The organism is Terrimonas ferruginea DSM 30193 (genome assembly GCF_000425585.1).
GTDB classification, from domain to species: domain Bacteria; phylum Bacteroidota; class Bacteroidia; order Chitinophagales; family Chitinophagaceae; genus Terrimonas; species Terrimonas ferruginea.
Window position 1 is genome coordinate 38,083 of record NZ_AUDS01000015.1, and the last position, 13,589, is coordinate 51,671.

Sequence of the window (13,589 nt, forward strand, 5' to 3'; positions counted from 1 at the left end):
AGCAACGACTAATTGATCGCCTCTTACCTTTTTGAATTTTGATTTTTGAATTTTGACTTGAACTTACAACTCGATGAACGAGACGCTCCATATCAAAAGAATAGCCATCTACGGCTCTACAGGTTCCATCGGAACGCAGACCCTCGATGTGATCAAAGCGCACCCCGATAAATTTTCGGCAGAAGTGCTGACGGCACAAAACAATGCCGAACTGCTGATCGAACAGGCGCTGCAATTCAACCCCAACATCGTTGTGATCGGCGATGAGAAAAAATACAACGAAGTAAAACAGGCGCTGGCTGCTACGGATGTAAAAGTCTTTGCCGGTGAAAAAGCACTGGAAGAAGTAGCCTGCATGGATTGTTATGACCTGATGCTCGCAGCTATCGTCGGATATGCCGGTCTTCGCCCAACATTGAAAGCGATCGAACATGGCAAAGCCATCGGGTTGGCAAACAAAGAAACATTAGTAGTAGCCGGTGATATTGTCATGCAGAAAGCCGTGGAGTACCGCGTGCCCATCATTCCTGTCGACTCCGAACACTCGGCTATTTTTCAATGCCTCGTCGGGGAAACGCGCAACCGCATTGAGAAGATCATTCTTACCGCTTCCGGCGGCCCATTTCTCGGACGCAAACCCAACTACCTGGTAAATGTGAAGCGCGAACACGCGCTGCAACATCCCAACTGGAGCATGGGCGCAAAGATCACGATCGACTCGGCCACGTTAATGAACAAGGGACTGGAGATGATCGAAGCTAAATGGTTGTTCAATCTCGAGCCTGATCAGATACAGGTGCTGGTGCATCCGCAAAGCATCATTCACAGCATGGTGCAGTTCGAAGACGGTAGCATCAAAGCCCAGATGGGCCTGCCCGATATGAAACTGCCGATTCAATATGCTTTATCATTTCCTCAACGTATACCCAGCGATTTTCCGCGCTTTGATTTCAAAAAGATCAACACGCTCACATTTGAAGAAGCCGATCTGAAAACATTCCGCAACCTGGCATTGGCCATGGAAGCATTGGAGAAAGGCGGTAACCTGCCCTGTATCATGAATGCCGCCAACGAGATCGCCGTGTTTGCCTTCCTGCGCAACCGGCTCGGTTTCCTCGAAATGACCGATGTGATCGAAAAAGTGATGAACCGCGTACCTTTTATCGAAAAACCAACTTTGCAGGAATATTTTGAAAGCGACGGCGAAGCCCGGACCATGGCGGCGGATATCGTTCAGCTTTGAACCGAAATCTTGCAGAATTGTTAAGAATCAGCCCTTATAAACGGGGAATTTGCCATTCAACGCAAAACTTTAGCCCGGGATGCAGAGTATCTGAGAATTACCGGATATTTGCCCCGTTATAAAAAACTATATCACTCACACATGACCTTATTAGCCTTTAACTGGTCTGCCTTTGCGGCCAACCTCGGACAGTTTATCCTGGCGTTTTCCATACTCATTGTTCTGCACGAGCTCGGACATTTCCTTACAGCGAAATGGTTTGGATGCCGGGTGGAAAAATTCTACCTGTTCTTCAATCCCTGGTTCTCACTTTGGAAAAAGAAGATCGGTGACACGGAGTACGGGCTCGGCTGGATCCCCCTGGGCGGGTATGTAAAAATCTCGGGCATGATCGACGAGAGCATGGACAAAGAGCAGATGAAACTGCCACCGGAGCCTTACGAGTTTCGGGCGAAGCCAGCCTGGCAGCGCCTGATCATCATGCTGGCAGGTGTAATCATCAACTTTATCCTGGCGCTGGTATTATTTGCCATGATCTTGTTTGTATGGGGCGAGGAACGCGTACCGAATAAAAACCTGAAATACGGCCTGGTAGCGGATTCGCTGGCCGTGTCTGCCGGATTGCGCACAGGTGACCTGATCACTTCTGTGAACGGTAAGCCGGTTGAATATTATAACACGCTCTCAAAAGATATTTACTTCAGCCAGGACCCGGTGCTCGGTGTGCTTCGCAATGGCAAAGACACTACCATCAAACTGCCTGACGGCTTCCTGAGCAAGCTGAACAAAAACCAGATGAGAGGTTTTGTAACCGCGCGCTACATGCCGAAAGTAGGGAATGATGAAAAGGCAAAATACATCAGCGGAAAAGTACAAGCCGACGATCAGTTGATCGCGGTAAACGATACTGCTGTTACGTATAACGATGAAGCGAATAAAATACTGAACAAGCTGCAGAGTGGTCCCGTAAACCTGACCTTCCTGCGCAATGGCCGCGATACGGTCAATGCCAGCTTCACATTTGATGCGAAAGAAGGAACCGGACTTCCCCTGTTTAAACGTTTCTACGATATTCTCGGCTATGAGAAGATTGAATATGGCTTCTTTGAATCCATCCCTGCCGGGATTAACATGGGCATCGAGCGTTTGGGTGAATACATTGAAGGAATCCGTTTATTGTTTGTATCCAAGCAACACAAGGTGAATGAGAACCTGGGCAGTGTGATCAGCATCGGCAAAACATTTGGCGGTGAGTGGGACTGGCAGCGTTTCTGGACCATGACGGCGTTGTTCTCGATCATCCTTGCGTTTATGAATATTTTACCAATCCCCGCTCTGGACGGTGGTCACGCGTTATTTACGTTAGTGGAAATGATCACCGGCCGTAAGCCCAGTGATAAGTTCATGGAATATGCGCAGTTGGTTGGCATGGTGTTGTTGCTGGGACTGATGGCCTATGCGATAGGACTGGATATATTCAGATTATTCAGATAAATCTGAAATGTGTAAATATGCCCTGCCTCTGGCAGGGGCCATGTGTAAATGTGTATTTTAATTTTCACATTTTCACATCTGCACATTTTCACATTTAATGTTAACTTCGCATCTCTGACATCTACCAAAAGGGGGTGTTTGGCTTTGACAGCGTAGGTCTTTGAAAGTGTAAGCATGTCGTGCGTTGGATAATTAGCACGTAAATCTGAATATTCAAACTTCAAATGGCAATACTCAGTATGCCATGGCTGCCTAATCAGTGATTAGATAGTCATTAGGGCCGCCGGGCCGGTTGGTCTGTTACCATGCCCCGCCGCCGACTTAAAAACAAAACAGGCTGCGATAACCGGAAGCTGTAAAGGTTATCTAAGACCCATAGCTAAGTGATCAGTTGGTTTGTTCATTTCCTGCTGATCGCCGACAATTAATAGATGAAATAAGCATGTAGAAAGCTTTTGGGGAATACGTTTGGACACCGGTTCGAACCCGGTCACCTCCACCAGAGAGGACAAAAATGCGTTAGCGTCTTTTGTCCTCTTTTTTTTTTGCGCTTAAAGCTGTGCTTTTAATGCCTTTTGATCGTGCTCAATTCATGCGGGCATCAAGTTGTCTTAACAGCGCTCATGCACATGAATGCAGGAAATGTATTCAGCTCCTTGTAATGCCTGGGATCCAGTTTTTCAAATTCCTCCACCGGTCTTGGCTCGATAAGTTCACTGATATAGAATCCATTCGAAGTAAAAGGCGTGATACATTCCTGCAGCGACCGCCTGAAGCTGTTCATTTCGATTTTTTTTCCAAACCCGCTCCACGTGGCCTTAACATGCTCCACGGAAAAATATTCTTTCGACATGAAATAGGTATACTCAAAAAAAGGATGCTCGATCGAAATGACGACCATGCCACCGGGCTTTAATACCCGGTGGAATTCCCTGATGGTATTGGTCCAGTCCTCAACATAATGCATCGCCAGCGCGCAGAGTACTACATCACAGGAACCGGTTTGTATCATCTCCATTGGTTGGGCCAGGTCGTGAACGAAAAACTGCCCGTTGCTTCCATTTCTTTCCTTTGCAAGCTGCACCATCCGGGGACTGAGATCGAAACCGATCACTTGGGCACCCTTCTCCATCAGGATCTCGGCATACTTGCCGGGGCCGCAGGCCGCATCAAGAACAATCTTTCCTGCCACCTCCGGCAGCAACTTCAAAGTGTTGGGGCGATCATAATACGCATTGTGCGGTTTATGGTCGATCAGTTCGTTATATTTCTCCGCCATCGCCTCGTACGCGGCCAGGATATCTTCTTTAATCATACTGCCGGCTAAGTTACGAAATCGCTTATCGTGGTCGCCGGAAATGGCTTTTGAAAGCGATCTCTCCCTTAGAGTATTCTATGAATATTATGAATGTGGAAGGTTGACCGGTTTTTACAGTATAGTAAAAGGTGAAAGCATACTGCTTGCCACTTATGCCTGCAGGTAGGAGGCATTGTCGTTGTTGGCGACCTAAGAAATGCGCATAGCATTTCTGATTTTGTCTTTTCTGTATTTTAGTTAAACGAGTCCCGGAACTCCAACGGAGATTGATTTGTTTTGTTTTTGAAAAGTTTGCTGAAACTTTGCGAATGTTCAAACCCCAGCTCATAGGCGATTTCAGCCACGCTTAGTTTGGTAGCGGTAAGCCTTTCTTTCGCTTTGCCGATCAGTTTTTCATGGATGTATTGCTGGGCATTCAATCCGATAAGTGAGCGGAGCATGTCGCTTAGATAACCGGGTGACAGGTTCAGTTGTTGCGACAGGAATTGCACCGTAGGTAATCCCTGCTGCAGGGAGCGCAGGTTGTTGAAGTAATCATCTAAGATCGTTTCCGTTTTTTGCAGTATATCATCGTTCACCACTTTCCGCGTAATAAATTGGCGTTTATAAAAACGGTTGACATAACTCAGCAGCAATTCTATCTGGGCAATCATCACCTCCTGGCTAAATTCATCCACGCGGCTGTTGAGTTCCTGTTCCATATTTTCGTAAATCGAAAGAATGGTTTTTCTCTCGGAGTCGGATAAATGCAGTGCTTCATTGGCTGAATACGCAAAGTAACCGTATTGCCTGATCTTCGTTGCCAGCGGATGCCCTAATAAAAAATCAGGATGAATGAGTAAAATATAACAGTAAGTCTTGCTGTTATAATCTGTGCTGCCCACCAGTTGATTAGGGGCAAGGAACAGCATGCTCCCTTCATTATAATCATAATAATCCCGTCCGTATTTTAGTCTGCCGGCATTATGCGTAATGAACGTGATCTTGTAAAAACTGAGCACATCATAAATAGGAGCCATGCCCGTATTGAACGGATTTTTCTCATTAAAATGGATCAGACTGATCAACGGATGTTGCGGTTTGGGCAAACCAAAAGCCTCGTGGCTTTCCGATATCGAGATAAACCGGACCAGTTTTTCGTTCTTGTTTTTCATATACTAAATATACTTAAACCTGTGGCTGGAAACAGCCACAGGTTTGTAATGGAGTCGATGTTACCAGGGTACGATATTGCCGGCACCTGCATAATGACGCGGCCCTGTAAAACTACCTGTCGGAATATCTTCTGCTAATGCTACCCTGATGGGTTCAAGAGAACCTTCTTCTACTGTATCGGTTCCCTGGAAATTGTTCAATGCCGTAGCGGTAAAACCGGGACTTACGAGATGAACTTTGATGTTTTCGCTTTCCAGTTCATTGGCCAGGGAAAGAAACACGCCATTGAGGGCAGTTTTGGATGCGCCGTAAACGGCATCGAAAGCTGAGCGGTAAGGATTTTCCGGGCTGGCATTCAATGTCAGGGATCCCAATGCGCTGGATACGGTTACGATCCGGGCGCCTGCAGCCTTACGCAATAAGGGTAAAAAAGCCTGTGTTACGGCCAGGGTGCCAAACACATTCGTTTCCCATACTGTTTTCATCTCTGTTAAGGAAGCGATACTTGCGCGCTGAGCTGCGAGTACGGCCTCCATCGTGCGCCCGGGTTGTCCGGCATGAGAAATGGCGGCGTTGTTGACCAGCAGCGTGAGATGACCGGATTCGTTTTCTATTCTGGTTACCGCTGCGCGGATGGATTGGGGATCGGTAATGTCTAATTGAATGGCTTTCGACTTTCCGCCAATTTCAGCAACGGCCGCCGTTCCTTTTTCCAGCTTTCTGGCACCCACGTAAACCGTATATTCGTTTCCGGCCAGCGCCCTGGCGATCTGGAAACCAACACCGGTATTGGCTCCTGTAACCAGTGCTACTTTGTTTGCATTTGTCTGCATAATTTTTTATTTAGAATTTATACGGCAAAATTCCGGAACAACAGGATGATCTTTGTAGCCGAATCACGGAATGTTGTAGCCAGAATGAGGAAACCGGTGATGTACGATTCACCATTTTTGTCTTGCCGGCAACTAATCCTGCTTTCATCTCGTCAACTGCCAAACCAACCGACATGCGACTATTACTGACAATCGTTTGCTCTTTTCTCCTGCTCCCCGTTTTTTCGCAAAAGGCAACCAGTATCAAACAGCTAAATGGCAAGACCGTTTCATCAACCATTATCCAAAAAAGAGTGCAGCAGATTGTCGACAGTGCAAAGCTGGCGGGACTTCAGGTCGCTATCGTCAATGACAATAAAATAATATGGACGGAAAGTTTCGGATTCAAGGACCTCGAAAATCAACAGAAGCTTAACGACAGTACGGTTATGTACGCAGCTTCGCTCACCAAACCGGTCAGCGGTTATATTTTTATGCGCCTGGCGGAGAAAGGGATATTCAGCCTTGACAAACCTGTACGCGATTACCTGAAAAAGCCGATAGCAGAATACCCGAAATGGAAAGACCTGGCAGATGATACGGCCGCTTTCAATCGCATTACTCCCCGGATGCTGTTAAGCCATAGTGCCGGCCTGCCTGTATTGCGCCAGTTGTATGGGGACAAGACCAACCTGATCGCAAAACCCGGCGAAAAATTCTATTACTCTAACGAAGGCATTAACCTGCTTGGTTTCATGATCGAAGAGCATACCGGCAGAAAGCTGGAGGATATTGCACGTGAAGAAGTATTTGCGCCACTACAGATGCCTCGCACAAGTATGATATGGGAGCATTCATTTGAAGACAATTTTTCCTTTGCTTATTTCAAAGACGGCAAGAAATACGGTTCTGAAAGACGCGAAAGCAGCCGCGCTGCGGGATCGATGACCACAACGGCACAAGATTATGCCCGTTTTATGATCAACCTGATGAAAGAGCAGGGCCTTAAAAAATCTTCTTATCAGCAACTATTATCACCTCAAATTTTTGTCAAAAGCAAACGAGGCTTCGGTCCCTTGCGCGATAGCCTGACCAATGAAAACGATGCCATCAAACTGGCCTGGGGTCTGGGTATCGGATTATTCCAATCGCCTTACGGGAAAGGATTTTTCCATACCGGCCATGGAGAGGCCAATCAGAATTATGCTGTAGCCTTCCCTGAAAAAGGGATCGCCTTGATCATGCTGAGTAACAGCGAAAATTTCGAAACTGTTTCTGCGGAACTGCTGAAAGCATGTATAGGCGATACGTATTCACCGTTGAAGTGGCTGGGACATGGAGGGCAATAAGTAATAAGTAGTAAGTAATAAGTAGTAAGTAATAAGTAGTAAGTATAACAGCCTTGGTTCATGTATACGCGAACCAGTCCCGCAACTGCGGGATGTTTAATTCACCATTCACGATTGACGATTGACGATTCACGATTGACGATTGACGATTCACGATTGACGATTGACGATTCACGATTGCTTCCGCATCACGCTCGGCGTCATTCCCATGTATTTCCTGAACACGGTTGCAAAATACTGCGCATTCTGAAAACCTGTTTCAAATGCGATCGCTGCAATCGGCATCGCTGTTTTTCTCAGCAACTGCCGGGCATGTTCGATCTTGAACTTCATGATATAATCCAGCGGTGTTACCCCGGCTTCTTCTTTGAACCAGGCTTTGAAACGTGAAAGCGATAATCCTGTATGATCCGCGAGTTGCTGCAAGGTGATCCACTCATCCGGATGCTGACGTATGTAGCTGTCCACCTGCGACAGCCGTGCAGAGCGTTTACGCGTAGGGCGGCTGGCCGCACTTTTGATCACGGATTGTAATACGGTTGCCAATGCCAGTTGCAATTCGATATGGTTAAAGGCTGAACGGTCCTGATCAAATAGCGTGAATACTTCATCGAGCAACGTTTTCAATCGTGGTGGCGCTTTGAAGTGTCGCGGAAGCTGTTTCAGTTGCTGCGCCCACGCCTGTGCCGATTTGTTTTCAAATTGCAGGAAACGATTTCCTTTCTCAGGCACACGCAGGATGATCCAATACAGTTCACCTTTGCCTTCCGGGTAGGTGCCCGTTCCATGCCATTCACCGGGATGCGTTACAAAGCATTCGCCACCTTTTACTTTGTGTAGTCGTCCACCCACTTCATATACTTGTTCGCCTTTGCTGCAATAAACGATCTCCAGCATATCCTTGTGCTGGTGTGCTGCCAGCGCTTCACGTGTACGGCGGTATTGATATTTTCCTGCCACCAATACGTCCTTCCATCCGCGGCGGCGGAAATCCAATATGCGGCGTTCGCCGGTTGAAGTGATATCGAGTGGGGTGATTTTCGGCATGTATAAAATAGTACTGTGGTATAAACCGGAAAGTTTTTCTAAATGTACAATCTTAGTTTTGAAAACAACACAACTCAATCCATATGATCGAATTGAATCCGGCGCAGGTAAAGCTTTTTGAGGAACAGGGTTTCCTGGTGATTGAAAACATGCTCACCGCCGAGGAGGTCACTTACTATCGTGATGTATACGAACGTTTCCTGAACAACGAAGTGGATGCGGGTAAGTTCCGTTCCGACCTGGGTGGTTTTGTGGACGATGGTACGGCCCCCGTGCGTGAACGCATTACCCAGATCATGTTGCCCAGCAGGATATTGCCGGAAATAGCCGATCAGCCCATGCATCATAAAGCGTTGAAGTTGTCGCAGCAATTATTGGGGGATGACATGGCCCTGGATTTTGATATGCTGATCGATAAGGCGCCATTTACCAATACGCCTACACCATGGCACCAGGATTGTTCGTACTGGATCGCGATGCCCGATAAAAGAGCGGCCAGTTGCTGGGTGGCTCTGGATGATTGTGATGCGGATAACGGATGTATGTGGTACGTACCCGGTTCCCACCTGTTACCTGTACGCGAACACAGACCGGCCGGTAAAGGAGGTGGCGCGCTCGAATGCGACGCCAGCGAATCGGAAGGAGTAGCGGTTCCCCTGAAGGCGGGTTCCTGTGTGTGGCATCACGGCGGCACCCTGCATTACAGCCGCGGCAACAGTACCGATCGCCGCCGCCGCGCATTCATCACCAATTTCCGCCCGGCATCAATGGTGGCTTATGAAAGAGAAAAAGGATTTGATCATACCGGTGAGAGAGAGGTGAGGAGTTGATTGGAAGATTTACTTCCCGAAGCATCGGGATATAAAAAAAAGAGTGAATGATCTTGGCGACTTAATTTCTTTGCAGCTTTGCGTGAAAAGCAGCAGTATGCACGCAAAGGCGTATAGGGAGCAAAGGCGCGGAAATCTATTTATAACTTATGCCCCTAAACCTTACGCCTTTCGCCTTATGCCTAAATAACAGTAGATTTGTTCTTCTTAGACTGTGAATCTTATGAAGAAGAATAATAACGACAAGGCATCCGGAGGAGTGAAGGAAATAGCCCGTCTTGCCAATGTTTCAATAGCCACGGTTGACCGGGTGATACACAACCGCGAAGGTGTTTCCCAGAAGACCAAGAACAAAATTCAGGAGATCATCCGCAAGCTCAACTACCAGCCGAATGTACTGGCACGAAGGCTGGCACTTGCTTCCCGCGGTACTTTGCGGCTGGCGGTGCTGCTGCCTACAGCTTCCAGCGAAACGGAATTCTGGCAGGCACCGCTCGAAGGAATCAACCAGGCGGAAACAGAGATCAAACAATACGGCATAGAGATCGAACGATATTTTTTTGATCAGAACGATCAACGCTCTTTCGCAACGCAGGTGAAAAAGATCATTAAATCTGCACCGGACGGTATTTTGTTTACGCCCATCTTTCCCGATGAATCTGTCAACCTCATCGAGAAAACACGTAAGGCCGGAACACCATACGTATTGATCAATTCCGATATTCCCGGATACGATTGCCTCTGCTATATCGGTGCAGAGATTTTCCAGAGTGGCTATCTCGCAGCACAGCTGATCAACTATGGCATACGCCGCAAACAAAAAGTACTGATTGCCAAAATCGCCCGGGAGATTGATAATAACTATGCCATCCTGCGCAAAGAAGACGGCTTCCGGGCTTATTTTCAGAATAATAGTCTCCAAAACCAACTGGTGACATTCGATACCACGGAAACGGATTATGCCGCCGTATCGCGCAAACTCGATCGTTTGCTGAAGAAGGAACAGGACATTGCTGCCATTTATGTTACCAACTCACGCGTATCACTGGTAGCACGCTACCTGGAACAGGCGGGGCTGAAAGATATTGTACTGATCGGATATGACTTTACCACGGACAACGTCGAACACCTGGATAAAGGCACGATCGACTTCCTGATCTGCGAAAAGCCGCAGGAGCAGGGATATAAAGGGATCATGACTTTATTCCAGCATCTTGTATACTCAAATCCGATTGAGAAAAATTACCTGATGCCGATAGATATTATTACAAGGGAGAATCATCGGTTTTACAGGAATTAAGGCATAAGGTAAAAGGCATAAGGCGTAAGGTAGTAAGGTGTAAGGCCCGACAGGCTGCGGCTTTTTATTGACGATTGACGATTCACGATTCACGATTGACGATTCACGATTGACGATTCACGATTGACGATTCACCATTCACGATTCACCATTCACGCTTTTGAATTTGCCTTATGAAGCAACTACTTCTTTCTTTATTTCTTTCAACAACCCTTCAGGCTCAAACGATTCATCCCTCCGCTGAATACGCCAACACACTTGAGCGGTTATCCGCGAAATTGGTTCAGTTGCAACAACGCAACAGCCGGCAACCCGAATACGGCGGCATCTGGTGCGAGCACTGCCAGGTCTGGCACACACGCGCAGCAGAAGCTGTATTTCCTTTGACGGTATCCTATTTCATTACCAAAGACAAACACTATCTCCAATCGGCAAAGCTGGCCGCGGCCTGGTTATTCCGTCAGCAACAAAAAGATGGAAGCTGGAAAGAAACGCCCGAAGAATGGACAGGTACCACCACGGATCAATTGCTGATGCTGCTGCTTTCTTACGAAAAATTACAAACAGGGTTTTCATCGCAGGAAAAACAAGCATGGCAACAATCCATGCGTGCAGCGGCCGCATTCCTGCACCGCGTGATGCGCCCGGAGTTTGCCTCGATAAATTATGTCGCCACCACTACCGCCACATTGGCGAAAGCCGGATTGGTACTGAACGACACAAGCTTTACCAATCGCGCAAAAGAACTGGCACGCCGCACCATTGCCAAAATGGATGAAGACGGATTTTTATATGGAGAAGGAGGGAAAAGCTATGGAAATAAAATGGGCATCGATCTCGGGTACAACATGGAAATGTCGTTGTGGGGGCTTGGCCTGTATGCCAAACTGACCAACGACACATTTGTATACAATCGGGTGCAAACGTCGCTGCAGCAACATTTATATTTTATTTATCCCAACGGTGCCCTCGATGCTTCCTGGGGTATCCGGTCCAATAAATGGACAGGTTATGGCAGTGCTACTTCCGATGGATGCCAGGCCTTGTTTAGCCTGATGGCTAAAGAAGATCCGCGTTATGCAACAGCGGCCATGCGCAACCTGGAATTTCTCCGCAGGCATTTTACCAAAGATGGATTGCTGGGCTTCGGATTGCAATACGATGAGTTGTTTAATAAACCGCCGTGTATTTATCCAACTTTTGCTAAAGCAAAAAATTTAGCCATGGCCTATGAATGGGACAATGCGCCGGCCCGCAACGCCGCAGCACTGCCTGCTGACAGCACAGGCTGGATGAAATATTTTCCGTCACTCGATGTGGTGCAGGTGCGGACACGTACCATGATGGCGACAATCACGGCTTACCGCTATAAAGATCCCGCGGGCACGAAAGGCAAGTATATGTATCGCCCCGCAGGCGGCGCTATCAGCCATCTCTGGCTGGAAGGAAATGATTTTCTGCAGGCTTCCAGTCCTACCGTATACACGCGCCCCGAGCCCATGAGCTTTCCCGAAGCGCCGGGTGTTGTGTCGCTTACACCACGCATTGAATACACAGACAGCCTCGGTTATTTTACCAACCTGTACGAGTACGATGCAAGACTCACCGCCAAACAGGTCAACAAGACATTTTATGTTTCCGCTTTCGGCGAATTAAAAGATAAAAATTTTCTCACCGGTGGAATAGGGTATGGGCTTCATTATACATTCTCGGACAAAGCGCTCGAGAAAAAAGTGGAGATCACCTGGCATGATGCACGCCGTACGGTTCGTATCGTTGAACCATTTATTACCGGTGGCCGGCTGAAAGTGATACAACAGGATGCAAAAACAGTGATACTGGATTATGGAAATAAAAAACTGCGGTTGCAGATTACCGAAGGAAATGCCACATTGGTTTCGGGAGAACATGCAGCGAATTATTGGACACCATATCCGTCCTTACGGGCATGGCCGGTAGAGCTGATCATATCACCGGACATAGATGCCTATAACGCTTTAGTACGCTATGTTATAGCCGAAATGTGATTTTTTTTGTTAAAAAACGTGTACGTACCCGGAAATTGTCTATTTTCATGTCTTCCTGTTAAATTGTCTGCCATGCCTGTACGTTTTTCTTCTTCCATTACCTGCGCGTATCTCTATCCGATCACGCGTTACGGCTATCCTCCCGATGTAAGCAAAACCAATGCACATCTGGAAGAAATGGCCGGCATGGGTTTCAACTCCCTGGAGTTGGAAGGCATCGGTGGTGACAATATCCTTTATCAGCACAAACACCGCAAACAACTTGCTGATAAGGTAAAAGAACTGGGGTGTACCATTCCCGTTTATTGCGTGGTGTTACCTGCGCTGGCTTCTGCCGATCCTGAAAGACAAAAAGAGGCCTTGGCTTTTTTTGAGATGGGATGCGAAACCGCCAGGTCATTGGGCGCTACCGCCGTACTGGATAACGGCCCGTTGCTGCCGCTGGAGTTTCCGGCCGAAGCGCCGGTTAAAAGACATTACGACGATAAATACCTTGCGTCACTCGGCCTGCCAGCCGGTTTTTCCTGGGATGAGTACGAACTGCGTTTGACCCGCACGTATCAACAGGCCTGCTCTATTGCAGAACATTACGGACTCGATTATCACCTGCATCCCTGTGAAGGAAGCATGATTACCAATACAGATTCTTTCCTGCATTTCGCCGACAAGGTAAACGCAGACAACCTGCTTTTCAACCTCGATACCGCCAACCAGTTTTTCTTTCGCGATAACCTCGTCATCAGTCTGCTGCGTTTGCGCAACCGCATCGGTTATGTGCATCTATCGGACAATCGCGGCACGCGCGTTGAACACCTCGTGCCGGGCGAAGGATCGATTCATTGGGATAGTTTTTTCTCTACCCTGAAAGCGATCGGTTTTAATGGACACTATGGAATTGATGTTGGCGGTGCCGAAACACCGATTACAGATATTAAAGCGGCTTACCTCCGTTCAGCACAGTGGCTGGAGGAACAACTGACCGCGTATTCTTTAATGAATTAATCAACCAGTCAT

At 47.5% G+C, this 13,589-nt stretch carries 11 protein-coding genes and 1 other RNA gene; 8 read left to right on the forward strand and 4 right to left on the reverse strand.

The features are described from left to right. The first annotated feature begins 73 nt into the window (after nucleotides 1-73). From H608_RS0105590 to ssrA, 3 genes are all read left to right on the forward strand, one after another. On the forward strand, nucleotides 74-1,243 hold the full coding sequence (locus H608_RS0105590) for a 1-deoxy-D-xylulose-5-phosphate reductoisomerase (protein ID WP_028786809.1): 1,170 nt from the start codon (nucleotides 74-76) through the stop codon (nucleotides 1,241-1,243). A gap of 141 nt (nucleotides 1,244-1,384) precedes the next feature. Beyond that, nucleotides 1,385-2,737, forward strand: a complete 1,353-nt coding sequence (gene rseP / locus H608_RS0105595; protein WP_028786810.1) for an RIP metalloprotease RseP — start codon at nucleotides 1,385-1,387, stop codon at nucleotides 2,735-2,737. 130 nt (nucleotides 2,738-2,867) lie between these two features. Continuing rightward, nucleotides 2,868-3,239, forward strand: a transfer-messenger RNA (tmRNA) gene (gene ssrA, locus H608_RS24000). Nucleotides 3,240-3,338: 99 nt separating this feature from the next. Here ssrA and H608_RS0105600 read toward each other — a convergent pair. From H608_RS0105600 to H608_RS0105610, 3 genes are all read right to left on the reverse strand, one after another. Further along, complete coding sequence (locus H608_RS0105600; protein WP_028786811.1) at nucleotides 3,339-4,052, reverse strand: class I SAM-dependent methyltransferase; 714 nt, start codon at nucleotides 4,050-4,052, stop codon at nucleotides 3,339-3,341. Between the two features lie 236 nt (nucleotides 4,053-4,288). Then, a complete protein-coding gene (locus H608_RS0105605) occupies nucleotides 4,289-5,209 on the reverse strand; it encodes a helix-turn-helix domain-containing protein (RefSeq protein ID WP_028786812.1) in 921 nt (306 codons plus the stop codon). Nucleotides 5,210-5,269: 60 nt separating this feature from the next. Continuing rightward, entirely contained in the window at nucleotides 5,270-6,043 is a 774-nt protein-coding gene (locus H608_RS0105610) for an SDR family NAD(P)-dependent oxidoreductase (RefSeq protein ID WP_028786813.1), read from the reverse strand. A 173-nt stretch (nucleotides 6,044-6,216) separates the two neighbouring features. Here H608_RS0105610 and H608_RS0105615 point away from each other — a divergent pair, with 173 nt between their 5' ends. Next, nucleotides 6,217-7,371, forward strand: a complete 1,155-nt coding sequence (locus tag H608_RS0105615; RefSeq protein ID WP_155990065.1) for a serine hydrolase domain-containing protein — start codon at nucleotides 6,217-6,219, stop codon at nucleotides 7,369-7,371. 171 nt (nucleotides 7,372-7,542) lie between these two features. On the opposite strand, the gene H608_RS0105620 is transcribed toward H608_RS0105615, so the two are convergent. After that, nucleotides 7,543-8,418: an AraC family transcriptional regulator gene (locus H608_RS0105620; protein WP_028786815.1), complete on the reverse strand. Its 876-nt coding sequence runs from the start codon at nucleotides 8,416-8,418 to the stop codon at nucleotides 7,543-7,545. An 83-nt stretch (nucleotides 8,419-8,501) separates the two neighbouring features. Here H608_RS0105620 and H608_RS21410 point away from each other — a divergent pair, with 83 nt between their 5' ends. From H608_RS21410 to H608_RS0105640, 4 genes are all read left to right on the forward strand, one after another. Next, nucleotides 8,502-9,248, forward strand: a complete 747-nt coding sequence (locus H608_RS21410) for a phytanoyl-CoA dioxygenase family protein (RefSeq protein WP_071836915.1) — start codon at nucleotides 8,502-8,504, stop codon at nucleotides 9,246-9,248. 223 nt (nucleotides 9,249-9,471) lie between these two features. Next, nucleotides 9,472-10,548 (forward strand): LacI family DNA-binding transcriptional regulator, encoded by a 1,077-nt coding sequence (locus H608_RS0105630; RefSeq protein WP_028786817.1) that lies wholly within the window; start codon nucleotides 9,472-9,474, stop codon nucleotides 10,546-10,548. A 173-nt stretch (nucleotides 10,549-10,721) separates the two neighbouring features. Then, nucleotides 10,722-12,575, forward strand: coding sequence for an ulvan lysase-like protein (locus H608_RS0105635; protein ID WP_028786818.1), 1,854 nt, complete (start codon nucleotides 10,722-10,724; stop codon nucleotides 12,573-12,575). 72 nt (nucleotides 12,576-12,647) lie between these two features. Further along, nucleotides 12,648-13,577 carry a sugar phosphate isomerase/epimerase family protein gene (locus H608_RS0105640; protein WP_028786819.1) on the forward strand — a complete coding sequence of 310 codons (930 nt, stop codon included), beginning with the start codon at nucleotides 12,648-12,650 and terminating at the stop codon, nucleotides 13,575-13,577. The last annotated feature ends 12 nt before the right edge of the window (nucleotides 13,578-13,589 follow it).

What these genes read in the sequence shown, in the direction of transcription:
- H608_RS0105590 (WP_028786809.1), top strand. Translation starts at nt 74, where the DNA reads ATGAACGAGACGCTCCATATCAAAAGAATAGCCATCTACGGCTCTACA.
- rseP (WP_028786810.1), top strand. Translation starts at nt 1,385, where the DNA reads ATGACCTTATTAGCCTTTAACTGGTCTGCCTTTGCGGCCAACCTCGGA.
- H608_RS0105600 (WP_028786811.1), bottom strand. Translation starts at nt 4,052, where the DNA reads ATGATTAAAGAAGATATCCTGGCCGCGTACGAGGCGATGGCGGAGAAA.
- H608_RS0105605 (WP_028786812.1), bottom strand. Translation starts at nt 5,209, where the DNA reads ATGAAAAACAAGAACGAAAAACTGGTCCGGTTTATCTCGATATCGGAA.
- H608_RS0105610 (WP_028786813.1), bottom strand. Translation starts at nt 6,043, where the DNA reads ATGCAGACAAATGCAAACAAAGTAGCACTGGTTACAGGAGCCAATACC.
- H608_RS0105615 (WP_155990065.1), top strand. Translation starts at nt 6,217, where the DNA reads ATGCGACTATTACTGACAATCGTTTGCTCTTTTCTCCTGCTCCCCGTT.
- H608_RS0105620 (WP_028786815.1), bottom strand. Translation starts at nt 8,418, where the DNA reads ATGCCGAAAATCACCCCACTCGATATCACTTCAACCGGCGAACGCCGC.
- H608_RS21410 (WP_071836915.1), top strand. Translation starts at nt 8,502, where the DNA reads ATGATCGAATTGAATCCGGCGCAGGTAAAGCTTTTTGAGGAACAGGGT.
- H608_RS0105630 (WP_028786817.1), top strand. Translation starts at nt 9,472, where the DNA reads ATGAAGAAGAATAATAACGACAAGGCATCCGGAGGAGTGAAGGAAATA.
- H608_RS0105635 (WP_028786818.1), top strand. Translation starts at nt 10,722, where the DNA reads ATGAAGCAACTACTTCTTTCTTTATTTCTTTCAACAACCCTTCAGGCT.
- H608_RS0105640 (WP_028786819.1), top strand. Translation starts at nt 12,648, where the DNA reads ATGCCTGTACGTTTTTCTTCTTCCATTACCTGCGCGTATCTCTATCCG.